Below are 25,753 nucleotides of genomic sequence, written 5' to 3'. Positions count from 1 at the left end.
TCAGCCCTTGGCAGGCGCCAAGTCCTTCACGTCGACGGGCTTCTCGCCCATCTGCAGGTGCAGCCGCTGGCCCGTGTACGGTGTGTTCGCACGCACAACGTCCATGTTCAGTTCGATGCCCAGGCCCGGCTCGCTCGACGGGATGATGTAGCCGTCTTCCCAGCGGATCGGCGTCTTGACGACTTCGGCGTGGAAGCCGCCCCACGTCATGATGCTTTCCTGGATCAGGAAGTTGGGCGTGCAGGCCGCAAGTTGGATACTCGCGGCGGCGCCCACCGGGCCGTTATATAGGTGCGGTGCGATCTGCGCGTAGTGCACCTCGGCCAGCGTGGCGATCTTCTTGGCTTCCAGCAGGCCGCCAACACGCGCCACGTTCAATTGAATGATGGAGGCAGCGCCCGCTTGCAGCAGCTTGTGGAACTCGTACTTGGTGGTCAGGCGCTCGCCGGTGGCAATAGGAATCGATGTGTGCTGGGCGATGGTGGCCATGGCCTCTTCCTGGCCCGGCGGCACCGGCTCTTCAAACCACAGCGGGTCGTACTTCTCCAGGCGCTTGGCCAGGCGGATAGCCGACGACGGCACCATCTGGCCGTGCGTGCCGAACAGCAGATCAGCCTTGCTGCCAACCGCCTCACGTACGCGGCGGCAGAACAGCTCGCAGCGGTCGAGCACTTCCATCGACAGTTGGTGACCTGAGTACGCCGTGTACGGGCCAGCCGGATCGAACTTGACTGCCGTGAAGCCAAGCTTCACGTTCTCGGCCGCGCACTCTGCAGCGAGGTCCGGATCGTCGTAGTCGTATTCGCCTTGCGCGTTCTTCGGGTACAGGTACGTGTACGAACGCAGGCGATCGTGAATCTTGCCGCCGAGCAGTTCATACACCGGCTTGTTGGCCGCCTTGCCGACAATGTCCCAGCAGGCCATTTCCAGACCACTGACGACACCCATCATCGTCAGATCCGGGCGCTGCGTGAAGCCGCTCGAATAGCACTGGCGGAACAGGCGCTCGACGTGGTGCGGGTCGTGGTTGAGCAGATGACGCTCGAACACGTCTTCAATGATCGGCACCATCGCCTTCGGGCCGAACGTCGCCGAATAGATTTCACCAGCGCCTTCGATACCGTCATCGGTCTTCAGTTTGACGAAGATCCAATACATCCCGCCGACATGCGGCTGCGGCACAGCAACGATGTGGGTTTCAAGCGAAACGATCTTCATACGGACTCCTTGCGGTTGAGGCGGTATTTGAGGAACGCGGCGGCGCCTGCGCCACAGAGCGCGATGGCCGTGATGTAGCCAAAGTAGAGTTGGTAGCCGGATGCACCAGGGTGGTGCTGCGTCACGTAGCCGTTGATGAGCGGCAGGAAGATGTCCGGCGAATAGCCGAGCACCGAGATCAGGCCGATCGCAAGCCCCGCGCAGTGCGTGGGCACCTTGCAGTCGTCCAGCAGCGACCAATACAGGCCACGGATCGCATAAGTCAGGATGCCGATGAACAGCACCAGCACGACGAGCATCGCCTGTGGGCTGTGCGGCGGCGCGAGGATCAACCCGACGAGCGAAAGCGCCGCGAACACCAGTGCCCAGAACAGCACGGAGACCTTCGAGAGACGGTCACCCAGGAAGCCACCACCGATGCCACCGATCGGGCGCATCCACAGCTTGAGCGTGGTGATGAAGCCGGCCGCTGTCGCACTCAACCCGAAGTTGCCTTCGTGCAGATACGCCGAGAAACTGTAGGTGGCCCAGAACACCTGATAGCCGCAGAACACGATGGCGGCAACGAGCCACAGCTCGGGAATCGCCGCAAGTGTTTTCAGGTCAGTCAGCACGCTGCCTTCGCGGTGCTTGGCCGCCTTCACCTGGCCTGCGCGCACAGGCTCCTTCACCAGCGCGAGCAACACGCCCAGCGCGATACAGAAGAACGCGTACAGGTGCACGACCAGCCGGAAGCCTTCGGCTTCGGTGCCGTTACGTGTTTGCGTAACGTAGGCGAACAGCGAGATGGCGATGGTCGCCAGCAACGCTTCGATCAGGCCGCGGCCGCCATCCAGCAGGCCGAAGAAGCGACCCTGCTCGTCCTGGCTGGCGATGAGGTTCACGCGCTTCATCACGGCAGCCCAGAAGGTGAGCCCGGTCGTCAGGCCCCAGCCGCAGAAGATGATCATCAGCGTGTCGAACGACGGGCCCGTTGCGTAGAGCAACCCGAGCGCGCCGGTGGCAAGCAACGAAAAGCAGATCAGCCAGCGCGGCGACATGCGGTCGGCCAGCCAGCCGCTGGGCAGGTAGCTGATGAAGAAGATGGTACCGAGCGCGGAATACAGATAACCGAGTTGCGCGTCGTCGATGTGGAAGAACGCGAGCATCGTCGGCTGGTACACCTGCCGGAGATACAACATCGGATAGATCGCGCCTGCGGCAATCACCAGCAGCAGCAGTTGCAGATAGCGCTGCGTGCGTGAACTGTTTGATGTGCGTGTATCAGTTGAGGCCCCCAACGATGGGGCGGTTGTCGACGATTGAGTCGGCATGGTGTCGTCCTCCATCAGACTTCCGATGTGGAGGTCTGCAGATCTTGTTTTGTCGTGATTTGGGGAACGGCGCGCGTGCTGCGGCGCGCGCCGGAAACAGGACGCCCGCCCCGTCAGTACTTCATGACGACGAGGCGCGTTTGCGTGAACTCGAGCATCCCGTGCTTGCCGTCGTCGCCGCCCAGGCCCGAGCGTTTCCAACCCGCGTGGTAGCCCTGGTACGGGTCTGCCGGCGTGCGGTTGACGTACAGCTCACCCGATTCGATCGCGTTCGCAACCTTCATCGCGTTGCGATAGTTCTCGGTGTAGAGCACCGATGCCAGGCCGAACTGGTGGTCGTTCGCCAAGGTGATGGCTTCGTCAATGGTCGAGTAGCGCAACACCGGCAGGATCGGGCCGAATGTTTCCTCCTGCACGATCTCCATGTCCTGGCGGACGCCGGTCAGCAGTGTGGCCGGATAGAAGAAGCCGGCGCCTTCCGGAATGACACCGCCCGTTTCGAGCGTTGCACCGGCGGCAATCGCGCGTTCAACCATGCCGTGAATCTGCATGCGCGCCGAGGCGCTGACGAGCGGCCCCATGCGTGACGGATCGACTGCGCGGTCGCCAATCTGCACAGCCGCCATCTTTTCCTTGAGCAGCGCGACAAAGCGATCGTGCACGCTGTCATGCACGTAAATGCGCTCAATGGCAGTGCAGCGCTGACCGCAGTGCGCCGTCTTTGCCGCGACCAGATCGGCGGCGGCGCGGTCAAGATCGGCATCAGGCTCGATGATCGCGGGCGTCTTGCCGCCCAGCTCGAGCGACGGCCGTGCAATGTTCGCCTTGCAGTAGTCGAGCACCTTGCGGCCGGCGTTCACGCTGCCCGTGAGCGTGATCATGCCGACGGCCGGATGCGTGCACAGCGCCTCGGCAGTGGCGTGGTCCATCGTCAGGATGTTGATCACGCCCGGGGGGAAACCTGCGTCTTCCACAGCCTTCGCAATCTCGAAGGCCGACACCGGCGTGTTGTTGCTCGGGCGCACGACGACCGTGTTGCCGGTGATCAGCGCCGGCGCGACCTTGCGCAGCAGCGTGTAGACGGGGTAGTTGAATGGGATCAGACAGGCGACAACGCCAATAGACTCGCGCTGCAAGAACAGGTTTTCATCAGGCGTGTCGCTGGGGATGACTTCGCCTTCGATGCGGCGTGCCCATTCTGCGTGATAGCGCGTGATCTGGGCCGCGTAGACGGCTTCGTTTGAGGCGTCTTCGACGCTCTTGCCGGATTCCTGCGCGAGCGCTGCTCCGATTTCCGGAGCGCGTGCGGTCAATGCATCGGCGAGCTTGTGCAGGTAGGCCGCGCGCTCGGTGCTGGGCAGCTTGCGCCATGCCTTCTGCGCGGCCGCGGCCACGTCGACTGCAGCGATGGCTTCGTTGGCCGTAACAGCGTGCACACGGGCAAACGGCGCCTCGGTGGCGGGGTTCTTAACAACGATGAACGTGTCGCTTTCGGAAGCGACGAACTGACCGTTGACGTAGTTGCGTTCGGTACGCATGCAGAGGCTCCTCCGAGTGGACGGGCGGAGCGCTTCGACTGGCGTCCCCCGTTGCTGGACTGGAGCGCATTCTGTGCATGCGACAAACGCACGACAAACGACTTATTCGCGCACGTAACATGCAAAAAACTCATGTTTATCCGCGAATCTTCTGGAAACCCAGACAGTGCAAGGGAGCGCATTCGTGTGCCGCATCACAGCATGGACGTGCGCCCAGCAGCATTTTCCGACTGGTCCTAAAGCCGGGCCCAACTACGGCGGATAAGGGCTTGCCCTTTCAGCGTCGCGACGGCGGTGACGAGGGCTCGAGATGGCGCTTGGCCAACCACACTTCCTGCTGCAGCCATTCGCGAAACTGCACGATGTGCGGCAGGTTGGTCTGCTCCGGGCGCGTCACAAACCAATACGATTGATGACCATCCACATGCACGTTGAGCACCTGCATCAACTGGCCTGCCGCAAGCTCGCGGGCGACCATGTGGCGATCGGCAATGGCAATGCCAAGCCCATCGATGGCGGCGCGGATCACGTGGTCAAGCAGGTCGAATTCGTAGCCGCCGCTGGTGTCGACGCCGGTGATGCCGGCCTCCTTCAACCAGTGCTGCCAGGTCAGGTAGCGCTGATCGTCGGTCGCGAGCACATGCAGCAGCGTGAAGCGGTTCAGGTCGATGGGCTCACTGCCCTGCCGCAGCCTCGCATACAGCGCCGGTGAGCAGACGGCAATGTGTTGCTCCTGCATCAGCAACACGTTGTCAAAGCCATCCCACTCGCCATCACCAAAGCGGATGGCGCAATCGAGCACGCGTGACTCTCCCAGGCTGTCGTGGATGCGCGTGGTAAGACTGAGCTCGGATTCGGGATAGGCCTCGCATAGCCGCCCCAGGCGCGGCATGAACCAGCGCACAGCAAAGGTCGGCGGCACATTCACGCGCAGCCGGTTCAGGTGCGTTTTCTCCTGCAGGCTGCGCACCGTCAACTCGATCTTGTCGAACGACTGCTGCAGCGCGTGCAGCAGCACGCGGCCGGCCGCCGTCAGCTCCAGCTGATGATGGCGGCGCTCGAGCAGGGATTCACCGAGCTGGCTTTCGAGCTGCCGGACCTGGCGGCTCACCGCGCTTTGCGTCACGTTGAGCAGTTCCGCCGCACGCGTAAAGCTGCCGGTGCGACCGGCCATTTCAAAGGCTTTGAGCGCATTCAGCGCCGGCATCTTGCGTCTCACGGGGCGGGAGCATTCAGTGTCGGGAGGCGTATTGTAGGGTCAGCCCGCGTGCTCGGCATGGGCGATCCCCCCATCGAAGTAGACGACTGCCGCGCGATGAAGATGGCTGACGGCTGCCAGTCAGAATTTTCAGACACGTCTCAATGCTGAACGGGGGGCAAAGCGAATATGGTCTGGCCGCGCCAGTACAGTGGCGATACCAACGACACCGGACGGGACCGCTCAAGTGGCGTGCCACACTGCGGATCGGCAGCCATCAATGCGTGCATCGCGGATGCACCGACCTGCCATCAGGACCTGAGCCCCGCACGAATCCAAACCAAGGGAACACCATGCGACGTTTGCCATCGCTCATCGCCCTGCGATTTTTTGAGGAAACCGCGCAGCACCTGAGCTTCAGCCGCGCGGCAACGTCGCTGTGCGTTACCCAGAGCGCAGTCAGCCGGCAGATCCGGCTGCTGGAGGATGCACTTGGCGCACAGCTCTTCGAGCGTGACCACAAAGGCGTGTCGTTGACCGATGCGGGACAGCGCCTGCTGCCATTCGTGGAGCAGGCATTCGACGCCATCGAACATGGCATCGGCGAAATTGCCGTCGAGCGCCCAGAAACAAAACAGCGCCTCACGGTGTCGCTGCCGCCCACACTTGCGACCCAGTGGTTCTCGCCGCGCCTCGGTACGCTGTCAGAGGCCCAACCGGATGTTGAACTGTCGATCCGCACGACCGCCACGGACGACTGCGATTGCCACATCCGCTTCGGACGCGCAGCACAGACCGGCATGCATTCGGAACTGCTGATGATGGAACGGCACGCCCTGGTCGGCGCACCACGCTTGGCAGATGAGCCGCTGGACAGGCTACTCGCCAGGCTGCCGCCGCTGCACGTGCTGCATGAAGGCAAGCGCCTGACGATGTGGGCGGACTGGTGCGCGCAGGCAGGCATCCCGTTCAAGCGCATGGGCGACGGCATCGAATTTTCAACACTCGAACAAGCGATTCATGCAGCGCGCAAGGGCGCAGGGCTTGCCATCGTCGATGTGAACATGATTGAAGAGGAAATCGGCGAAGGCAGCCTGGTACAGCTCTCGCCGGAGCAAGTGGTCGGGCCATTCGGCTATTGGCTCGACGTTGCGCCGGAGAACGTCGCGGCCGAACATGTGCGCGCGTTCACCGCATGGTTGCGGGAGCAAGTGGCAGAGCGGGCCAGACCGGAAAACGCTCCACCACGTATGTGCTGATGCCTCAGTGGCCCGCCGCCTGGTTGAGCGTCAGGTGCTTCGTCTCGGGTGCCCACGCAATCGACACAATCATTCCAACGAGCAACACACCGGCAAGCGCAAACATCGTCGCCTGAAAGCCGAGCGTCGTGATGCCCACCGGCAGCAGGAACGTGCCGACAGCCGAACCCAGCCGGCTGCACGCAACCGAAAGGCCAACGCCGCTTGCCCGCACTTCCGTCGGAAAGCACTCAGGCGGAAACACGCCAACGAGGTTGCTAAATGCCGACATGGTGAGCGTGAAGATGGCGAACGCGATCATCATGGCAACCGACGCGGTGGACGGCAGCAGCGCCAGCGCCAGCAGTGACACACAGGTCACGGCAAACGAACCGATCAGGAAACCGCGCCGCGACAGCACGATCGTGAGCCAGATGCCGATCAAAGCACCCAACACAAGAAAACCGTTGAGCAGCAGATCCGTGCCAAAGCCTTGTGACAGACCGATCGTCCAGAGGATCGTCGGCAAGAACGTGTAGATCGCGAAGTACGGGATCACCAGGCACATGAAGAACACGCAATTGAAGATCGTGCGGCGAATCAGATCCGGCTGGAACAGGCGCCCGAAACCCGCGTTCTCATGACGTTCACCCACGCCGTCCAGCACCACATTCGGGCCAAAGAGCTTCGTGACGATGTCACGGGCTTCTTTTACGCGGCCCTTGCCGGCAAGCCAGCGCGGCGATTCCGGCGTGCCCATGCGCAGGAGCAGGATGATTGCAGCAGGCAACGCGGCCGAGGCCAGCAACCAGCGCCAGGAATCTGGCGTGGCGTGCGCGTAGACCATGCCGAGCACGTTGGCGATGACGTAGCCCACGGTCCAGATCACACTGAACGAACCCAGCAAAACCCCACGATGCTTGCGCGGCGAGAATTCGGCCAGGATCGCATGGCCAACCGAGAAGTCACCGCCCATCCCGATGCCAATCAGGATACGCAGCAGCAACAGCTCCATCGGTGACGTCACGAAGAACTGCGCTGCCGAAGCGAGGGTGATGATCAGGAAGCTCGTCAGGAAAATCTTCTGACGGCCCATGATGTCGGACAGGCGGCCAAACAGGAGGCTACCCAGGAAGATGCCGATCAGCGCGGAGCTGCCAAGCAGCCCCATCCAGAACGGATCAAGCGGCATCTGCGTGCCCATGGCGCTGAGCGCGTAACCAACAGTACCCAGCACGTAGCCTTCGGTCAGGTGCGCGCCGAACGTCAGTCCAGCAATCTTGATATGGAAGCGGTTCAGCGGCACATCGTCGAGGTTGACCCGACCTTGCGGGCGTTCAACCGCAGATGACTGCGGCATCGCGCCGTCCGCCACATACTGAGCATTCGACTGGCTCATGGCTCCTCCTGAATTCTTATGGGTGATGCGTGGGCGTGGGGCGCCCCGCCAAGGGGAAACGGGCGCCGCGCAGCCAGACAAGGTGCGCGGCGCAATCGCTGGGGAAGCGACTTAACGGCCGAGACGGGCCATCAGCGTGTACTTGAGCTCGACGTACTCGTCGATGCCGTACTTCGAGCCTTCACGGCCGAGGCCGGATTGCTTCACGCCGCCAAAGGGGGCGACCTCGGTGGAGATAATGCCGTCGTTGACGCCAACCATGCCGCTTTCCAGCGCGCCCGAGACACGCCATGCGCGACCGAGGTCACGCGTATAGAAGTACGCGGACAGGCCAAACGGGGTGTCGTTGGCAACGGCAATCGCTTCTTCCTCGGTCTGGAAGCGGAAGCACGCGGCGACCGGGCCGAAGGTCTCCTCTTCCGCGATCAGCATATCGGGCGTCATGCCGGTCAGCACGGTCGGCTCGTAGAACGTGCCGCCGAGCGCGTGACGCTTACCACCCGTAACTGCCGTGGCACCCTTGGCTGTTGCATCGGCAACGTGCACCTCCACCTTGGCGAGTGCTGCCGAGTTGATCAATGGCCCCTGATCGACATCGCCCGTGAGCGCATTGCCCACACGCAGCTTCCTGACCGCCGCCGCCAGCTTCTGCGTGAACGCGTCATACACGCCGTCTTGCACCAGGAAGCGGTTCACACACACGCAAGTCTGTCCGGTGTTGCGGAACTTGGAAGCCATGGCGCCTTCAACCGCAGCATCGAGATCGGCATCGTCAAACACGATGAACGGTGCGTTGCCGCCCAGCTCCAGCGACAGCTTCTTCAGCGTGTCGGCTGACTGCTTGGCAAGCAGCTTGCCCACCCGCGTCGAGCCTGTGAACGACAGCTTGCGCACGACCTCGGACCCGGTAAGCACCGCACCAATGGCCACCGCATCGCCCGACACGACATTGAAAACCCCGGCCGGCACATCTGCACGCTCGGCCAACACGGCCAGCGCGAATGCCGACAGCGGCGTCTCTTCCGACGGCTTGAGCACCATCGTGCAGCCGGCTGCCAGCGCGGGGCCCGCCTTGCGCGTGATCATCGCCAGCGGGAAGTTCCACGGCGTGATGGCCGCCACCACGCCAATCGGCTCACGGGTGACGACAATCTGCGCGTTCGGCTTCGGGCTCGGAATCACGTCGCCGTACATGCGCTTGGCTTCTTCGGCAAACCATTCCAGGAAGCTCGCGGCATACGCCACTTCGCCCTTGGCTTCAGCCAGCGGCTTGCCTTGCTCGCGCGACATCAGCTCAGCCAGCGCATCGCGGTTCTCGAGCATCAGTTCGCCCCAACGCTTGATGCGTGCACCGCGCTCCTTGGCGGTGAGCGCGCGCCAGGCGGGCAGCGCGCGCTCGGCGGCATCAATGGCCTGCTGGGTTTCGGCAGCGCCACCCTTTGCAACCTGTGCAATGGCCTCGCCCGTTGCAGGGTTCAGCACCGCGTAGGTGGCTGCGCCGCCCTGCGGCTCGTACCACTCGCCACCAATATAGTGGCCGGTCTTGAGAAATTCGCTCATGGTGTCGTGCTCCTTTACTCTGTCGCAAACACGCCTTGCGACGGACGCGCCTCACGCGCGCAGCGCTTGCCGGCCGTGTAGTCGTTGATCAGGTCGCATGGTGTGTAGTTGCGGTCCAACTCGTACAACTCGTCTTCGGTCAGCTTGGTTTCGAGCGCGCCGAGTGCGCTGTCGAACTGCGCAACCGAATCCGCGCCGACCAGCATGCTGGCAATCCCCGGGCGACTGAGCACCCATGCCTGCGCAATCTGCGCGGGCGGCACACCGCGACGCTTGGCCACTCTTGCCACCGATTCCGCAATCGCCAGCGATGCCGGATCGCCATACATCTGCGCGGTAAAGAAATCGGTCTGGTTGCGGGTGGATTTCGGCTCGCAAGTCAGCAGACCGCGTGCCAACGGGCTGAACACCGACACACCAACGCCCTGGTCGATGCAGTACGGCACCATCTCGCGCTCTTCTTCGCGGTAGGCGAGGTTGAGCTGGAGCTGCATGTTGATCGGCTTGTGCCAGCCGTTGCGCTCGCACACTTGCATGATCTTGGCGAACTGCCACGTGTACATGGTCGACACACCGAGGTAACGCGCCTTGCCGGCCTCGACAACGTCGTGCATCGCGCGCATGGTTTCCTCAACAGGCGTGTTCACGTCGAAGAAATGCAGCATGTAGACATCGACGTAGTCCATGTCGAGCCGCTTGAGCGACGCATCAATGCCATCGAGGATGTGCTTGCGCGAATGGCCACCCGCATTGGGGTAGTTGCCCATGTCGTAGCCAACCTTGGTGGTCACGACCAGCTCTTCACGGCGCGCAAGGCGCTTCAGGATGCGGCCGACAACCTCTTCGCCAACACCGGTCGAGTAGAAATCGGCCAGGTCGATGAAGTTGACACCGGCTTCCAGCGCGTGACGCACGATCGGCTCGCTTTGCGCCTCATCAAAAATCCACGGCTTCCACTGCGGCGTGCCCATGTTCATCGTGCCCAGGCACAGGCGCGATACCTTCAGGCCGGATTGGCCCAGGCGGACGTATTCCATCTTGGGTCTCCTCAGCCCTTCTTCGGGGTGTAGAACGGATTGGAGACTTCACGCGCGGCGGCAAACACAGCTTCCTTGCGCGGCAGGCCTTCCATGGCGGCGATGATCGCGTTGCGGCAGGCCTTGTAGTTGTTCTCGAACACGGCGTCGAGGTCGTCAGTCTTGGGGTTCACCCAGTTGGCCGACACGACCACCCAGTCGTTCTCCGCTTCCGGCGGCAGCGTGCCGTTTTCCAGCGCTTCGGCAACAGCCTTGGCGATGCCTGCCTGCGAGGCACCCCATGTCGCGTTGCCATGGAAGTCGCTCTCGATCGGCGCCTTGTTCACGTACAGCGTGAGCGGCTTGGTCGGCACGCCCGGCTGCGCAATGATGACGAACGGTGCATGGCCAGCCGACGGGGTTGCCAGTGCGGTGGAAAACGCTTGGCCGGCAGGGCCGTTGCGCGGGCCAACCAGCACGTTGATGTGCGCGAGATTGACGCCGGGGCCTTCAAAGCCTTCGCCGATGTAGAGCTGCTTTTGGGTGGAGGAAGTCATTGCAATGTCACGTCCAAGAGGGTTATGCGTGGCCATTGTGTCGGCGCGCGAATCCACCCGGGAAGCGACAAATTTCGATGACGGGGTATGCGGGGGCCGCATATCGGGACTAGCCCCAAGCTGCGGCGCGGCAGAGATTCCGCGGAAGGTATGCGTACCCTCGTGGCGGGTCGTCCGGTCGGGAAAGCGCGGAATAGCCTTGCCAGAGGGGCTCTCATGAGAGAAGGAATGCCAGGCGGCTTCGCGCTGACGTTGCCGCCATGGGCCAGGGCGTAAGTGGTCTTTACTTCAGTTGCGGTTGTTGTCGTTGAACAGCCGCAAGAACGCCTGTGACAGCGGCACTCCGGTATCAACGAAGATGGAACATGAAGTCATGCGTCGTCGACATAACACAAGCCTCATCCGGTGCCGCACCGGCATCGCGCATCACAAGTACGAATGCATAGCCCGACACCGAGGCTCAAGCGTGCTGCGCTCGGCCCTGCTCCAGGCTGGACACAATCAACTTCTCATACACGCTGTACTGACCTGAAGGCAGCACTGGCCGCAGCGTCTCCAGGCATTTCTCTGTGCCGTACAGGCGCTGCGCAACCCAGCCAACGAGGTAGAGCGCAGCAAGACACCCGCCAGCCGTGGCGACATTGCCATCGTTCACGAATGGCCGCTCGTCGGGTTCCACACCTTCTGCACGCAGCGCCTCACGCGCGTCAGGATGCGTCGTCGCCAGGGGATGCGCAAGCAGGCCAAGCCGCGCAAGAATGAGCGCCCCCCCGCAGATGGAGCCGATCAACTGGCGACTCGGGTCCAGCTGAAATGCGCCCATGAAGGCGGCATCCGACATGGCGGCAGGTACGCCCTCCTTGCCGCTGGAGAAGAGCACGACATCGGCCCGGCTGGCCTCTTCAAGCCGGCCATGCGTCGGAATCAGCAGACCATGGGCCGAACGGAGTTCCGGTTGCTTACCCAGAATCCGAACTTGCCAATCCTTCCTGTTGCGACCCAGAATGTCCCACATCAGGAACAGGTCGATGTCGGTGAATTGCTCAAAGGCGATCAGTGCGATTTGCTTCATTGGCGGCTCCAGAATTGAAGCCGCAGTCTAGAGACGCCGGCACGGCCATACACAGTCTGTACGTTATCGTTACCCCCACCCATGCTGACGCGAGATCAATGGATTGCCGCCGCACTCGATGCGCTTGACCACGAGGGCTACTCCGGCGTGTCTGCCGAGCGCCTGGCCCGGCGCCTGAATGTGACGCGCGGCTCGTTCTATCACCACTTCCGCAGTCGCGAAGCCTTTGTCCGCGCCGTGCTCGCGCAATGGGAGCAGGACTACACCGAGCGGATGCTCGCCCATGCGGCGGAAGGTCTCACCCTGGAAGATGTGCTCACGCGCTATCTGGCGGTGGCCGCCGACAAGCACCCGCAGCGGGAGATCGCGATTCGGGCATGGGCACGCCGGGACCGCGTGGTCGCTGAGTACCAAGAGCGGGTCGACCGTACCCGATTGTGGTTCGCCATCTCGACCTGCCGCGCGAGGATGGACAACCCTGTCGACGCAGAGATCGTGGCACGCTTCGCACACCTGTGGCTCATCGGCGGACAGCAATCGGGGGAGCGTAACCAGCCGGCGTCGTTTGCGCAGCTTGCTCAGATGGCGATTGCGCGGCTGCGGAGCGGCGGACTTCCGCATCGACTCCCTGTGTAGGAGATGCCGCATGGATTCCCACTCCACAACAACGGATGAGCTGGTGCTGCAGGAAGCGCACGCAGGCGTCGTCACCCTCACCCTGAACCGCCCGCTGCAATTCAACGCACTGTCTGAAGCCATGCTGGATGCTTTGCAGCGCGCCCTTGACGACGTGGCGACAGACAACGGCGTACGTTGCGTGGTGCTCGCCGCCGCAGGCAAGGCGTTTTGCGCCGGACACGATTTGCGCGAAATGCGCGGCACACCGCAGCTCGCCCACTACCAGGCGCTGTTTGCGCGCTGCAGCGTGGTAATGCAGGCCATCCAGGCACTGCCGGTGCCGGTCATCGCGCGGGTGCATGGCATTGCCACTGCGGCGGGCTGCCAGCTCGTTGCCAGTTGTGACCTGGCGATTGCGTCCGACGCGGCACAGTTTGCAGTATCAGGCATCAATGTTGGCCTGTTCTGCTCAACGCCTGCCGTAGCGTTGTCGCGCAACGTCTCGGCCAAGCGCGCATTCGACATGCTGGTAACGGGCCGCTTCATCGACGCGGCCACGGCTGCCGACTGGGGCCTCATCAACGAGGCCGTGCCTGACGCTGCGCTTGACGAGGCCATCGCGCGCAAGGTGGCCGACATCCTGTCAAAGAGCCCTGCCGCCATCCGCTATGGCAAGGCGATGTTCTATCGGCAGCGGCAGATGGCACTGAGCGACGCCTATGCCTACGCCGGCGATGTCATGGCGCGCAACATGATGGAAGAGGATGCCGGCGAAGGGATTGACGCGTTTCTGGAGAAGCGGCCGGCCACGTGGCAGCGGTGAGCGGATTCAGTTTTGCACCTGAATCCCCGCACCGCCTGTGCCTCAATGCCGGGGATCGCAGATCGAACAGGGGCGTTTCTTCAGTAGGAACGGTTCGGTCTCGGCTTAAGTGTGGGCGATGGTCTTACCTGCCCAGCGGATCAAAAACCCCTTGGTGGATGGCCTCGCGAGCAAGCCGGCTGCAGTCATCACCCGTGATTTCCACATTCGATCTGTGCGAGTTTTGCTATCCTTTCTTGCGGCGTATCGCGCTGTGCGATACGCTAAAACCTTGCTGGCCCATTCACCTACTTCTGAATACTCCTATGGCAACCAAAGCTAAAACAGCAGCAAAGAAAGCAGCACCGAAGAAGGCCGCGCCGGCAAAGAAGCCTGCCGCCACCACGGCATCGGTCAAACCGTTGAAGAACACGTTCACCAAATCGAGCCTGGTGACCCATCTGGCCGAACAGGCACAGGTTGACGCCAAGGCGGTGAAGGCGGTTCTGCTGCATCTGGAAAACACCATCACAGGCGCACTGCACAAGAAGGGCGCCGGCGAGTTCACGCTGCCGGGCCTGTTCAAGGTGACGTCCGTGAAGGTTCCGGCAACCAAGCGCCGCTTTGGCAAGAACCCCTTTACTGGTTTGGAGCAGTGGTTCGAAGCGAAGCCGGCATCGGTGCGCGTGAAAGTCCGCGCCCTGAAGAAGGTCAAGGATGCGGCCCTGAACGGGTAACACGCCGCAACAGGAATACAGGGGGCTTCGGCCCCCTTTTTTCATGCTGCGCCGGAGCGCACAAGCCCTGCCATACACTCAACACGCTAAATCGTCCGGTATCTCCACCTGATCAAGGAACATTTAAGTGACGCCATTCACATCTGCCTGGTTGCGCCGAGTGGCCCAGCTATCCGTGGTTTTGAATATGGCGCTCGGAAGCGCAACACTAGCCGTAGCGGCGCGATCAGCAGAGCCGACAACCGCGGAAGCATCTGAAAAGCAATGTGAGGCCGTCATTGATGGCGATATTCAACGCTTGCGCGCATTGAACGAACCGCTGCAGCCTTTCCTCAAGTGCCCGCATACCGTATTCACGCAGGCGAGCATCGCCACCGAAAACCTCCGGCAGGAGGATTGGCTAGCGTTCCGTGATCTTGCCCGCCCGGAAGACCGGGCAGAACTGAATAACATGCGCCTGGATTTCTTTATCGGTCTGGCGCCAAACCAGCTGCATCTGAAGCCGGTCTTGCGCGGGATCGAGTTGCTGCTTGACGACGGCGCCGCGCCAACGCGAGACGGCAAGTACGCCTGGGGAGAAGTTGGGCGCCTTCTGCAAGTGCTTGGTAACGGCCGCGTCACGCCTGAAGAATCAGCGCAAGTGGCTCACCTCTTTCTCGATCGCCTGCTCGACAAGGCGCCTGCGGAGCAGACGGCAGATCTATCGACACTCTGGTCGGGCATTGTCGATTTACCGGAACCGCAGCGAGGGGAAGCCCTGCAACGGCTGAAAGCACAGTTCAGCCAGTTCACCCCAAGCCGCGATGCATGGCAGCGCGATCCTGGGGTTACCTATCCGCTCAGAAGCGCGGATATTACGGTTGCCATCCGCAAGCGCGCGCCCATCGACGTCGTGCGCGCCCTGCTTGACCTGCGAGAGCCTGCCCCGCCCGAGATGGCCGCCTGGGATGCCGCCATCCATGCTAGCCGCCTGGACATCGTCGAAACCTTGATCCAACGCGGCTATGCGCTTCCCGTGCAACGCCACGCAACCGGCGTCTGGACATCGCCGCTGATGAGCAGCGCCCAGGTTGCCATCAAGGGAGATACCCGTGCGCTGGAGATGCTGATCGGCATGTCGCCGCAGCCGCTGATTCCGGATGAGGTCAACCAGCGCATGAAAACCGTGCTGTTTGAGGCGTTGAATAAGATTCCCGAAGTCCAGCTCCGGCATATCAATGACCAGCTGAACGCGATGTCGCCGTCGAGCCGTCTTGTTGACATCAACGCGCGGGATCCTCGTGGCTATGGCTTACTGGTCGGCGCCGCGGCCTATGGCGACCTGCCGTTGACGAAATCACTTCTGGAGGCGGGCGCGGACCCCAATGCCAAATCCCCCGCAGGCTTCACCGCACTTGCCTACGCACGCTGCTATGGGCACCCGGATGTTGCACAACTTCTGCAGCAGAAAAGTCACTCAGCCCAAACGGACGACTGCCCGCGCTGAGTACCGGCACAGCCAACGTCAACCGCACTAGCGTGCCTGCACAGCTTCGGACTCCACGCGATCAGGTTGGAACGGTCTGGCATCCAACCGGCGGAAGATCAACGCAGACAGCACCGTCACCAAGCCCATGGTAAGGAAGGCGAGCTGGTAAGCCGGAGCGGCCACGCCGAGCTTCACCGAGAAAAGACTGACGAGCCCGCCGCCGATCGTCACCCCCAAGCCGATCGCCAGCATCTGCACCATCGAAAACAAGCTGTTGCCGCTGCCAGCATCCTGGTGGGACAGCCCCTTGAGCGTGATGCTGTTCATGGCGGCAAACTGCATTGAATTCGCCCACCCGAAAATCGACAGTTGCAGGATCGACAGCGCCAGCGGCCAGCCCGGCGACATGGCCGCAAACGATGCAATGGATACACCGACGATCAACGTGTTGATCAGCAGGAATCCGTCATACCCGAACCGGTTCACAAGGGGCACGACCCAGCGCTTGGCAAGCATGCCCGCAATGGCAATCGGCAACAGCAGCAACCCCGAATGGAACGGCGAATAGCCAAGCTGCAACTGAAACAGCAGCGGAAGCAGAAACGGCACAGCGCCCGAGCCAATCCGGCAGAACAGGTTGCCGATCAGGCCAACACTGAAGTTGGGCTCCCGGAACAGCGATAGCCGGAACAGCGGAGAGACACGCCGCCTTGCATGCGGGATATAGAGCAGTGCACTGACGAGACTGACGGCAACGAGTAGCGCACTCCACGGGCTATCCGCGCCGCTCTCCAACGCCAGTGAAAACGTCACCATGCACATCGACAGCAGACCGCAGCCGATCCAGTCGAATGGCGCCACCGCGTTGGATGCGTCCTGCGGCAGATAGCGTCGTACCGCGAGCAGGCCCACCAGACCGACCGGCACATTGATCAGAAAAATCCAGTGCCAAGAGGCATCCTGCACGAGCCATCCGCCCAGCGCCGGCCCCAGGAGCGGCCCCACCTGCCCGGCCACCGACACGAAAGCCAGTGCCGCGATGTACTGCTCGCCCGGAATATTGCGCAACACCGCCAGCCGGCCAACCGGCAGCAGCATGGAGCCCCCAATGCCCTGCAAAACGCGGGCGATGACGAGTTGCGGCAGCGTGTGGGCCGTGGCACAGAACACTGAGCCGATCACGAAAATCAGGATGGCGCTGAAATAGACGCGACGCGTGCCGAACTTGTCAGCCAGCCAACCCGACGCCGGCGTCAGCAGCGCCATGGTCAGCGTATAAGCCACCACGACCGATTTGAGGTCGAGCGGTTTCTCGCCCAGGCTGTGCGCCATCGAGGGCAGCGCGGTATTGACGATCGTCGTGTCCAGCGCCTGCATGAAGAAGCCTGCAAAGACGATCCACAGCATGGCCTTCTGAGACACATCCTGTTTGGCGACGGCGGAAGAAGCGGTGTGCATGAGCAATCCTGGGAGTACCTGCCCAGAACGTTCCGGACAACACCCGCAATGCTACGCATGGTTGACCAATCGGGAACCCCTCTGGAGACGTTGACTGTCATCGGAAAATCCGATGACAATGCGCCATGCTCAATCCCGTATGGATTCAGACCTTCGCCACCGTGGCCGCGGCACGCAGCTTTACCGATGCCGGGCGCCAGCTTGGCTTGTCGCAATCGTCGGTCAGCGATCACATCCGCCGCCTGGAACAGAGCGTGAACCGACGGCTGTTTGTGCGCGACACGCACTCCCTATCACTGACGCCCGATGGCGAGGCGCTGCTCGTCCACGCAAGGCTGATCCTCGAATCGCTGGCGCGCGCCGAGCTGCAGTTCAGCGCGCCTCGGCTACAGGGGCGCGTTCGGCTGGGAACATCGGAGGACCTGGCCTCCGGGCCACTGCCCAATCTGCTGGCGGCATTCCGTGCCACGCACCCGGACGTCGAGCTTGAGATCACGATGGGGATGACCAGCAAGCTTTACGAGGGCATTGAAGACGGCTCGCTCGACCTGATCATCGGCAAGCGCCGCGAAGGCGGGCGGCGCGGTGTACCGCTGTTCCGTGGTCAGCTCGAATGGCTGGCGCGGCCCGGCACCGCAGTCGATGTGGGTCAGCCGCTGCCGCTCATCCTCGTCAATGAGCCGAGCGTGACCCGCTCGGTGGTGCTGGACACACTGGCGGCGGCAGGCTGGCTCTGGCGCGTGGTGTGCACCAGCAGCAGCCATTCCGGCTGCATTGCCGCAGCACGCGGCGGCCTAGGCATTACGGTGCGTGCGCAAGACCTGACCGGGGGCGGACTGGTGCCGCCCGTCAACGTCGATGCGCTGCCGCCCCTGCCGGCAATCGAATTCATCACGCTGTCGGCGCGGCGGCTGACCAAGCCTGCGGAAACGCTCCTGCAGCTCATCCGCAAGAGTGACCTGCGCGCAGGGCGGGCGGACTGAAAGCGAAAGGCGGAATACCGCCAGGACGACAGCAAGCGGTAAAGGGTAAGGCGATCGACGTACACCGCGGAGTTCAAGGCGGTACCTCTCCCCAGCAAATGGCCGATGGAACGCCACTTGGCCACACGATGGGCTCACGACCATGCCGCGCCATCTGCAAGGCCAGCCAGCTACCCGGGGTGGTTGATCTCCATCAGAATGCAGGTTTCAAATCGCGAGGGTTGTCCCTCGCGCCCCCGGAGACTTCATGAATGCTCCCGCAGGAACCGCCGGCTATGGCAGCCGTGCGACTGAGTTGGTTGCGCAGTATGAAAGCATTGCGTTTGAGGCGGTTCACCGAGATGTCATCCACCTCTTTCCGCAACATGAAGCCGATGTGCTCGACATCGGTGCCGGCTCCGGCCGCGATGCTGCCGCACTGGCTGCACGCGGGCATCGCGTCGTCGCGGTCGAGCCAACACCGGAGTTACGTCAAGAAGGAAAGCGACTGCATCCGTTGCCCAATCTTGAATGGGTGGACGATCACCTGCCGATGCTGCCTGTGATGCGCAACAGCGCGCGGCGCTTTGATCTCATCCTGCTCACCGCGGTCTGGATGCACCTTGACGAAACGGAGCGGAAGGTTGCAATGTCTGCCGTGGCCGGATTGGTGCGCGCTGGTGGCGTAATCGTCATGTCGCTTCGGCACGGTCCGGTTCCGGAGGGGCGGCGAATGTTCGATGTGTCCGCAGATGAGACGATCGCTCTTGGTCGACAAGCCGGCTTGCAAGAACATCACCGCAGCACGCGCGAAGACATGCTTGGCCGGGGTGATGTGACGTGGAGCTTCCTCGCCCTGAAGCGGGAATCCTGAATTACCGCAGCCGGCATGACGCCATGCCCCTCCTCAGGCATGGCACGGCTGCGGATACCCTGTTGGACGTCTACACGGAGGCAAACCGATGGCACGCGTTCGAGTTGCAGGCTTCACCATCTCGCTCGACGGATATGGAGCGGGTCCGCATCAAGACATCAACCATCCGCTCGGCGTTGGCGGGATCGAACTGCACCAGTGGCTGATCCCGACACGCACATTCCAGCAGGCCCTGTTCGGCAAGGACGGCGGTACGACCGGGGTGGACGATGATTTCGCTGCCCGTAGCTTTCAGAATGTCGGCGCCTGGATTCTCGGGCGGAACATGTTCGGCCCCATTCGCGGGGACTGGCCAGACATGAATTGGAAAGGCTGGTGGGGAGACAGCCCGCCGTATCACGTTCCGGTGTTCGTCCTGACCCACCATGCTCGCCCCTCTATTGAGATGGAGGGCGGCACGACGTTCCACTTCGTCACAGGAGGCATTCGCGAGGCGCTTGACCGTGCACGTGAGGCTGCTGCCGGAAAGGATGTGCGGATCGGTGGTGGACCGAACACCATCCGGCAGTATCTTCGTGAGGGCCTGATTGACGAACTGCACATTGCGATCTCGCCTGTCCTGCTCGGCCAGGGGGAGCCGCTGTTCGAAGGGCTGGACTTGCGGGCGCTGGGGTACGCATGCGTTCAATCTGTCGCGTCGGAGAAGGCCACGCATGTCGTCCTGCAGCGCCAGGCGCGTGCGGACGCTAGCGCTTGAGGCTTCTCCGATCTGACGGCGTCGTCCGAACCTCGGGGGCCGGAAACGATCTTCATGACCACGCTCGGCCTACGCATGGATGGCCGAGCGCGCCGTTGGCAACAGCCGGTGCGTCTCGGTCGACCGAATCGGCCACTGCGCCAACTGCGGGGCAATCTCACGCGCCCATAGATTCGAGCGGCCGAATGCCTCAAACCGTGCGAGGTCGGGAAACACGGCAACGCCCACCAGCACGTGCTCGCTTGCACGCACGGGCAATCGGGGGAAGTTGTTCTCACGGGGCTCTGTGGTGTACCAGCCCTGAGCGCCCGCGCCACCGACGTTGAGAACGTAGGTCATGCGTTCGCGGCAGAACGCCAGAAGCTCTGTTGACGCCGGCGCCTCCAGATAGAAGACCGTGATGTCGACAAACCCTGGCGGAATCGCCACCGCATCACGACTCGCGCGGTGCATCACATCCGTGGGCAGGTGTGCGCCCTCCCAGGCGGGGCGCAGCAACAGTACGTTGTCCGAATCCAGCATCGTGGCGTTGGCCGCCTCGGCATGCGCCTGCCAGGTGGCGCCGCCATAGAAGGCCTGCAGGCCGCTCAGACGGGTCTGCATGCTCTCAAACCCACGCAGCCAGACAAACAGATCCGGATGATCCAGGTCGCGGAACTGTCCCATGATCGTCATCCCGACCGCTTCCTGCGGCTCGACCAGCTCACGATCAAAGAGGTCAATCAACGCATCGCGCTTGTTGGGGCGAAGCGTGTATTGGCGCAGCTCGATCACCTCCAGTTGCCTGTCTTGAATGCTCGCGTTCATGTTTGACCTTTGCGTGGGGAATGCACCCACGATATGTCCATTAACATGACACCTCATGTCATGTATTTGAGGTCGTAGGACATTCATGAAAGCGAGCCGGCTGCTGTCGATCATGATGCTGCTGCAAGCGCGCGGGCGGATGACTGCACCGGCACTGGCTGAAGCACTGGAGGTTTCCGAACGCACGATCCTGCGGGATATCGATCAGCTCTCCACTGCCGGCGTGCCCATCTGGGGAGACCGCGGTCGCAACGGCGGCTTTCAGCTGCGTGAGGGTTGGCGCACCGACCTCACCGGCCTTACCCAGCAGGAAGCGCACGCGCTGTTTCTGGCAGGTTTACCCGGCCCAGCAACGGAGCTTGGCCTGGACGACATGGCGACCTCCGCGCGGCGGAAGATGATTGCAAGCCTGGCCCCAGACTCGCGCGAGCACGCGGATCGCGTCGCCAGCCGGCTGCATATCGATACGGTGGATTGGTACCGCGCACAGGAAACGCCGGTGTTCCTGCGTGAAGTGGCCGACGCGGTGTGGAGCGCGCACCGTATCGAAGTGAAGTACGAAAGTTGGCGCGGCGTATCCAATCGCGAACTTGAACCGCTCGGCCTGGTGCTCAAAGGCGGGGCCTGGTACCTGGTTGCCAAAGTGGTGGGCAAGCCCAGCCCATTGACCTTCCGGCTCGCGAAGATCGTCGAACTCAAGCCCTCGCGCCGCCGCTTCAGGCGGCCCGCACGGTTTGATCTGGCCAGGCACTGGCATGACGCCATGCACCGGTACGAAACCGATCTCTATCGGTTGACGGCGCACATTGCTGTCTCGCCGCGTGGCGAGAACTGGCTCATCAACGCGCGCGTCAAGACGCTGCCTGTCGCGCAGGATGCCGGGCATGCCGAGGTGCCATCCGGCTGGAAGGCGTGTCTGATGCCCATCGAATCCATCGAGCACGGTGCGCGAAAGTTGCTGGGATACGGCGCCCACGTAAAGATACTGGGGCCGCAGGAACTCAAGCATCAGTTGATGGAAGAGCTGCTGCAGTTGAAGGCGCTCTATAAGAAGTAAGCCCGCGCAGCTACGCCAGCGCACCTCCACACATTCCCCAACGGTCGTCGCTCGCGCTATCCAAGCCCCCATCTCCGGCGACTGAAAGCCCGTTTCACATTGCGAAATTCGTCTGGAATTTCCGCGCCACCTCGTTTTCGCTCCGCGAAAACACTTTCCGCATTGCAAAAAACAGTACGTAACCCGTTGAAAAATAACAATAAACAAAGTCTTATGTCTTATATAAGACCTTGTTGCGACGCATCAAGGCAGCACTACAATTTGGTCATGCGGTTCGCTTCGAGTTTCGACAAACGTGGCGACACACCCACCCAGTTACTCAAACACGTTTTGCCCTTAGGAGAGACACATGGCCCAGTACCAAGACGACATCAAGGCAGTTGCCGGTTTGAAAGAAACCCACGGCAGCGCATGGAATGCGATCAACCCCGAGTACGCAGCCCGCATGCGTGCGCAGAACAAGTTCAAGACGGGTCTGGACATCGCCAAGTACACCGCCAAGATCATGCGCGCCGACATGGCTGCCTACGACGCTGATCCGGCCAAGTACACCCAGTCGCTGGGCTGCTGGCACGGCTTCATCGGTCAGCAGAAGATGATCTCCATCAAGAAGCACTTCAACAGCACCGAGCGCCGCTATCTGTACCTGTCGGGCTGGATGGTCGCTGCGCTGCGCTCGGAGTTCGGCCCGCTGCCGGACCAGTCGATGCACGAGAAGACCTCGGTCAGCGCACTGATCCGCGAGCTGTACACCTTCCTGCGCCAAGCGGATGCCCGTGAACTGGGCGGCCTGTTCCGCGAGCTGGACGCCGCCAAGGATGCCGCTACCAAGGCCGCCATCCAGCAGAAGATCGACAACCACGTGACGCACGTGGTGCCCATCATTGCCGACATCGACGCTGGTTTCGGCAATGCTGAAGCCACCTACCTGCTGGCCAAGCAGTTCATCGAAGCCGGTGCATGCTGCATCCAGATCGAAAACCAAGTGTCGGACGAGAAGCAGTGCGGCCACCAAGACGGCAAGGTCACCGTGCCGCACGAGGACTTCCTGGCCAAGATCCGCGCGATCCGCTACGCGTTCCTGGAGCTGGGCGTGGACGACGGCATCATCGTGGCCCGTACTGACTCGCTGGGCGCCGGCCTGACCAAGCAGATCGCCGTGACCAAGGAGCCGGGCGACCTGGGCGACCAATACAACGCGTTCCTCGACTGCGAAGAGCTGTCGGCAGATCAACTGGGCAACGGTGACGTGGTCATCAAGCGCGACGGCAAGCTGCTGCGCCCCAAGCGCCTGCCGAGCAACCTGTTCCAGTTCCGCGCTGGCACGGGCGAAGCACGCTGCGTGCTGGATTGCATCACCTCGCTGCAAAACGGCGCCGACCTGCTGTGGATCGAAACCGAGAAGCCGCACATCGCGCAGATCGGCGGCATGGTGAAAGAGATCCGCAAGGTCATCCCGAACGCCAAGCTGGTGTACAACAACAGCCCGTCGTTCAACTGGACGCTGAACTTCCGTCAGCAGGTGTATGACGCAATGAAGGAAGCCGGCAAGGATGTGTCGGCCTACGAGCGCGGCGCGCTGATGAGCCCGGAATACGACGACACCGAACTGGCCAAGATCGCTGACGAGAAGATCCGCACCTTCCAGGCCGACGCATCGCGCGAAGCCGGTATCTTCCACCACCTGATCACGCTGCCGACGTACCACACCGCCGCGCTGTCGACCGACAACCTGGCCAAGGAATACTTCGGCGACCAAGGCATGCTGGGTTATGTGGCTGGCGTGCAGCGCAAGGAAATCCGTCAAGGCATCGCCTGCGTCAAGCACCAGAACATGTCGGGCTCGGACATCGGCGATGACCACAAGGAATACTTCAGCGGCGAAGCAGCGCTGAAGGCTGCCGGTAAGGACAACACGATGAATCAGTTCCACTGATACGGGTCTTGCCTCAAGCAAAACGCCAACCCTAGGGTTGGCGTTTTTTTTTGGAGGCGCCGAGAAGACTCACCAGCCGGAGCACCCTACGACAGCAAGCGCGCGTGTAGGCCTGCCTGAGCGAAAGCATTCAATAGCAAATGCCGGTAGCCGTAGAGTTGGCATTGATGGTGGGTGTATTGAAATTGACGATATGCGGAGCCCCACTCGCGCAGGCCATCACCCAGGCTTTCTGATTTTGCACGGCGGTGCCCAGAAGGATGTCCGTCTGCCCAGGGCTCAACGAGTCAGCACCTTGCTCATACACATAACCGGTTGGGCTGTAGGAGGCTGAATGGCCCTGGCAGACAAATAGCGAACCCGTTGAGCTGGGCGCCGTTGCGTAGAGGTTGCAGAAGGAATAGCCAATTCTGGCGTTGCAGGTATTCGTCACGGTAATCGAGCCCTGTGCGTTGGTGCCCATGCGCAAGCAATTGACGGCGCTCGTGCCGGAATTGGTGCTGATGCTGCCGCTACTGCCACCGCTGCTGCCGCCGTTGTTTCCGCCCCCATTGCCCGGCGTGCCGCCGTTGGAACCCGCCCCCACGTAGACGTAAAGGCCTGCGTGGTCGCCGCCCGCGCAGTTACTGTAGGCAAAACCGTAGCCCGTTGTCGTGCTCGGGTTGACGGTCACGTTCAGGCCCTTGGCAAACGTCTGCGCATTGGTGAACCAATCCGCTTGCGTCACGCCCGTGCTGCAACTTGCGCTGAGTACGACGTTGGTCCCGGCCGGCAATGGACTGTTTGCCGTGGATGCCGGAGACGCAGACACCGTGCATTGCGGCTTGACGGCACTGCAGCTTGCGCCATCGCCGGTGAGGGAACCTCCAGACCCGGATGCATTGCTGCCACGACTTCCATCATCGCCACCGCCGCATGCGGCGATCATCAGAGCGGCGCTTGCGCATAAGAGCAAGGTCGCCAGCCGGTTGGTGCGTTTCATTGTTATCTCTCCCTGTTTTGAACATGACCTGAGCCGTAGAAAGGGGGATCGCTCAGGTAGGCGCAGAAATAACAAACCGGGTGGGCGCAAACATCCCCAAATTTAGGGGCACAGCGGGACAGGGAAAGACGTTGATAAGGAAGACGCTTCCTGAAAGGCCGGCACTTGATCGGTAGTGCAAACCTTGCCGTGTACCCGCCCACCCTCAACGGTGGTCGGCTCCCCCAATCAACCAGTTAGAGGGCAAGACGATGGCGTTACTGATTCAAGCTGTTCCCTTCTCTTGCGGACGCTGCTCCGCGCATTTCCCCTCCCCGCCTTGTACTGATCGCACGCAATTTGCGGAGGTGCACGATGGCGCTTGAACGTAACCGCGACTATCTGCGAGGCGCGCTGGCAGCTCGTGAATTCTTGCGGCGGACGCAGGCGGGATTGAAGCTGCATCGGCAGTTTGAGCCGAGGGTGTTCCGGTGGGAGTTTCAGAGTTACGCCTGCGAAAAATCGGCTGAGTACCACGCGGGTTTTTTGGATGGGATTGGGGTGTATCTGCTCACCACGTTGGAGGGGTGCTGGTGGATTTGTATCGGTGGGAGTTGTTGGGGGCGTTGGAGCGGGGGCGGGGTAAATAAGAAGGTGTAGTTGCTTTCCCCGGGGACGGGCGGGGAAACTATCATCCAAGGAATCCTGACCATGAATTAAGTCCTATGAGTGAAATACCGACAGTTAAGCTTGCAGCTCTGCATCGCCATTGGATCATCGCCGACGCCGTGCGCGTTGTAGTACAGCAAAAGGTACTCACACCCGATCAAGAAGAACGCGCACTTAAGAACCTCGGTATCGAATACGTAGCATTCGGTGAGCATGCCTCGATGGTTTTCCGTATGCAGGTCTGGTACTCATTGCTATACGTGGTTGTTGAAGGCTACAAGGAACTCGACCTCAGATACGAACCTCTCGAAGAAGTCTTGGCGAAGGGTGACTATGTGGATCTATTGCGCCGGTTTCGCAACGCAACGTTCCACTATCAAGCAGATCCACTCAACGATAAGTTGATTGACTTGGGCTGCTGCCGGTTCAGTGGACACCGACCTAAGCTTCTCGAGCTTGCTCAAACTGTATCGGACTGACGTAGCCGAGCGTCGAATGCCTGCGCGTCGGATTGTAGAAGCGCTCGATGTAGTCGAAC

General features: G+C 61.8%; 24 protein-coding genes. 11 read left to right on the top strand and 13 right to left on the bottom strand.

From position 1 onward, the window contains the following. From JHD73_RS08075 to JHD73_RS08060, 4 genes are all read right to left on the bottom strand, one after another. The gene (locus JHD73_RS08075; RefSeq protein ID WP_199029549.1) at nucleotides 1-1,218 is read right to left on the bottom strand and encodes a mandelate racemase/muconate lactonizing enzyme family protein; all 1,218 of its coding nucleotides are present in this window, start codon (nucleotides 1,216-1,218) and stop codon (nucleotides 1-3) included. Further along, nucleotides 1,215-2,531 (bottom strand): nitrate/nitrite transporter, encoded by a 1,317-nt coding sequence (locus JHD73_RS08070; protein WP_233176841.1) that lies wholly within the window; start codon nucleotides 2,529-2,531, stop codon nucleotides 1,215-1,217. Before JHD73_RS08070 ends, JHD73_RS08075 begins: the two co-directional genes overlap by 4 nt. Nucleotides 2,532-2,644: 113 nt before the next feature. Next, nucleotides 2,645-4,069 carry an aldehyde dehydrogenase gene (aldA, locus tag JHD73_RS08065; RefSeq protein ID WP_199029545.1) on the bottom strand — a complete coding sequence of 475 codons (1,425 nt, stop codon included), beginning with the start codon at nucleotides 4,067-4,069 and terminating at the stop codon, nucleotides 2,645-2,647. A 277-nt stretch (nucleotides 4,070-4,346) separates the two neighbouring features. Further along, nucleotides 4,347-5,276, bottom strand: coding sequence for a LysR substrate-binding domain-containing protein (locus tag JHD73_RS08060; RefSeq protein WP_199029543.1), 930 nt, complete (start codon nucleotides 5,274-5,276; stop codon nucleotides 4,347-4,349). Between the two features lie 344 nt (nucleotides 5,277-5,620). Between JHD73_RS08060 and JHD73_RS08055 the strand changes: the two genes are divergently transcribed. Continuing rightward, nucleotides 5,621-6,526, top strand: a complete 906-nt coding sequence (locus tag JHD73_RS08055) for a LysR substrate-binding domain-containing protein (RefSeq protein WP_199029541.1) — start codon at nucleotides 5,621-5,623, stop codon at nucleotides 6,524-6,526. Between the two features lie 4 nt (nucleotides 6,527-6,530). Here the strand turns inward: JHD73_RS08055 and JHD73_RS08050 are convergent, their stop codons facing one another. The 5 genes from JHD73_RS08050 to JHD73_RS08030 all read right to left on the bottom strand — a co-directional run bounded on the left by JHD73_RS08050 (nucleotide 6,531) and on the right by JHD73_RS08030 (nucleotide 12,109). Beyond that, nucleotides 6,531-7,865: an MFS transporter gene (locus JHD73_RS08050; protein WP_233176842.1), complete on the bottom strand. Its 1,335-nt coding sequence runs from the start codon at nucleotides 7,863-7,865 to the stop codon at nucleotides 6,531-6,533. Nucleotides 7,866-8,015: 150 nt separating this feature from the next. After that, on the bottom strand, nucleotides 8,016-9,464 hold the full coding sequence (locus JHD73_RS08045) for an NAD-dependent succinate-semialdehyde dehydrogenase (protein ID WP_199029537.1): 1,449 nt from the start codon (nucleotides 9,462-9,464) through the stop codon (nucleotides 8,016-8,018). Between the two features lie 14 nt (nucleotides 9,465-9,478). After that, nucleotides 9,479-10,501, bottom strand: a complete 1,023-nt coding sequence (locus JHD73_RS08040; protein ID WP_199029535.1) for an aldo/keto reductase — start codon at nucleotides 10,499-10,501, stop codon at nucleotides 9,479-9,481. Between the two features lie 11 nt (nucleotides 10,502-10,512). Then, a complete protein-coding gene (fae, locus tag JHD73_RS08035) occupies nucleotides 10,513-11,037 on the bottom strand; it encodes a formaldehyde-activating enzyme (protein WP_199029533.1) in 525 nt (174 codons plus the stop codon). Nucleotides 11,038-11,497: 460 nt separating this feature from the next. Beyond that, nucleotides 11,498-12,109, bottom strand: a complete 612-nt coding sequence (locus JHD73_RS08030; RefSeq protein ID WP_199029531.1) for a DJ-1/PfpI family protein — start codon at nucleotides 12,107-12,109, stop codon at nucleotides 11,498-11,500. An 81-nt stretch (nucleotides 12,110-12,190) separates the two neighbouring features. Here JHD73_RS08030 and JHD73_RS08025 point away from each other — a divergent pair, with 81 nt between their 5' ends. The 4 genes from JHD73_RS08025 to JHD73_RS08010 all read left to right on the top strand — a co-directional run bounded on the left by JHD73_RS08025 (nucleotide 12,191) and on the right by JHD73_RS08010 (nucleotide 15,752). Continuing rightward, nucleotides 12,191-12,745, top strand: a complete 555-nt coding sequence (locus JHD73_RS08025) for a TetR/AcrR family transcriptional regulator (protein WP_199029529.1) — start codon at nucleotides 12,191-12,193, stop codon at nucleotides 12,743-12,745. Between the two features lie 10 nt (nucleotides 12,746-12,755). Then, entirely contained in the window at nucleotides 12,756-13,550 is a 795-nt protein-coding gene (locus JHD73_RS08020; RefSeq protein WP_199029527.1) for an enoyl-CoA hydratase, read from the top strand. A 305-nt stretch (nucleotides 13,551-13,855) separates the two neighbouring features. Next, nucleotides 13,856-14,266 (top strand): HU family DNA-binding protein, encoded by a 411-nt coding sequence (locus JHD73_RS08015; RefSeq protein WP_199029525.1) that lies wholly within the window; start codon nucleotides 13,856-13,858, stop codon nucleotides 14,264-14,266. A 127-nt stretch (nucleotides 14,267-14,393) separates the two neighbouring features. Further along, nucleotides 14,394-15,752, top strand: a complete 1,359-nt coding sequence (locus JHD73_RS08010) for an ankyrin repeat domain-containing protein (RefSeq protein WP_199029523.1) — start codon at nucleotides 14,394-14,396, stop codon at nucleotides 15,750-15,752. Between the two features lie 27 nt (nucleotides 15,753-15,779). On the opposite strand, the gene mdtD is transcribed toward JHD73_RS08010, so the two are convergent. Beyond that, nucleotides 15,780-17,192 (bottom strand): multidrug transporter subunit MdtD, encoded by a 1,413-nt coding sequence (mdtD, locus tag JHD73_RS08005; RefSeq protein WP_199029521.1) that lies wholly within the window; start codon nucleotides 17,190-17,192, stop codon nucleotides 15,780-15,782. A gap of 125 nt (nucleotides 17,193-17,317) precedes the next feature. Between mdtD and JHD73_RS08000 the strand changes: the two genes are divergently transcribed. From JHD73_RS08000 to JHD73_RS07990, 3 genes are all read left to right on the top strand, one after another. Next, nucleotides 17,318-18,175: a LysR family transcriptional regulator gene (locus tag JHD73_RS08000; protein WP_199029519.1), complete on the top strand. Its 858-nt coding sequence runs from the start codon at nucleotides 17,318-17,320 to the stop codon at nucleotides 18,173-18,175. Nucleotides 18,176-18,422: 247 nt separating this feature from the next. Then, a complete protein-coding gene (locus tag JHD73_RS07995) occupies nucleotides 18,423-19,028 on the top strand; it encodes a bifunctional 2-polyprenyl-6-hydroxyphenol methylase/3-demethylubiquinol 3-O-methyltransferase UbiG (protein WP_199029517.1) in 606 nt (201 codons plus the stop codon). Between the two features lie 88 nt (nucleotides 19,029-19,116). Continuing rightward, nucleotides 19,117-19,785: a dihydrofolate reductase family protein gene (locus tag JHD73_RS07990; protein WP_199029515.1), complete on the top strand. Its 669-nt coding sequence runs from the start codon at nucleotides 19,117-19,119 to the stop codon at nucleotides 19,783-19,785. 69 nt (nucleotides 19,786-19,854) lie between these two features. On the opposite strand, the gene JHD73_RS07985 is transcribed toward JHD73_RS07990, so the two are convergent. Beyond that, entirely contained in the window at nucleotides 19,855-20,592 is a 738-nt protein-coding gene (locus JHD73_RS07985) for an NIPSNAP family protein (protein WP_199029513.1), read from the bottom strand. An 85-nt stretch (nucleotides 20,593-20,677) separates the two neighbouring features. Between JHD73_RS07985 and JHD73_RS07980 the strand changes: the two genes are divergently transcribed. Together JHD73_RS07980 and JHD73_RS07975 are read left to right on the top strand one after the other, a co-directional pair. Beyond that, nucleotides 20,678-21,649, top strand: coding sequence for a YafY family protein (locus JHD73_RS07980; protein WP_199029511.1), 972 nt, complete (start codon nucleotides 20,678-20,680; stop codon nucleotides 21,647-21,649). A 349-nt stretch (nucleotides 21,650-21,998) separates the two neighbouring features. Beyond that, the gene (locus tag JHD73_RS07975) at nucleotides 21,999-23,585 is read left to right on the top strand and encodes an isocitrate lyase (RefSeq protein ID WP_199029509.1); all 1,587 of its coding nucleotides are present in this window, start codon (nucleotides 21,999-22,001) and stop codon (nucleotides 23,583-23,585) included. Between the two features lie 130 nt (nucleotides 23,586-23,715). On the opposite strand, the gene JHD73_RS07970 is transcribed toward JHD73_RS07975, so the two are convergent. After that, nucleotides 23,716-24,567 carry a hypothetical protein gene (locus JHD73_RS07970; RefSeq protein ID WP_199029507.1) on the bottom strand — a complete coding sequence of 284 codons (852 nt, stop codon included), beginning with the start codon at nucleotides 24,565-24,567 and terminating at the stop codon, nucleotides 23,716-23,718. Between the two features lie 704 nt (nucleotides 24,568-25,271). Between JHD73_RS07970 and JHD73_RS07965 the strand changes: the two genes are divergently transcribed. Further along, the gene (locus JHD73_RS07965; protein WP_199029505.1) at nucleotides 25,272-25,694 is read left to right on the top strand and encodes a hypothetical protein; all 423 of its coding nucleotides are present in this window, start codon (nucleotides 25,272-25,274) and stop codon (nucleotides 25,692-25,694) included. Here JHD73_RS07965 and JHD73_RS07960 read toward each other — a convergent pair. Continuing rightward, nucleotides 25,657-25,753 (bottom strand): IS3 family transposase (locus tag JHD73_RS07960; protein ID WP_199029503.1); only part of this gene is annotated, 97 nt, incomplete at its 5' end. The genes JHD73_RS07965 and JHD73_RS07960 overlap by 38 nt on opposite strands.

The organism is Ralstonia sp. ASV6 (assembly GCF_016429285.1).
Lineage (GTDB): Bacteria > Pseudomonadota > Gammaproteobacteria > Burkholderiales > Burkholderiaceae > Ralstonia > Ralstonia flaminis.
The sequence above is the reverse complement of the archived record's forward strand: the minus strand, read 5'-3'. Positions and strand labels throughout refer to the sequence as shown.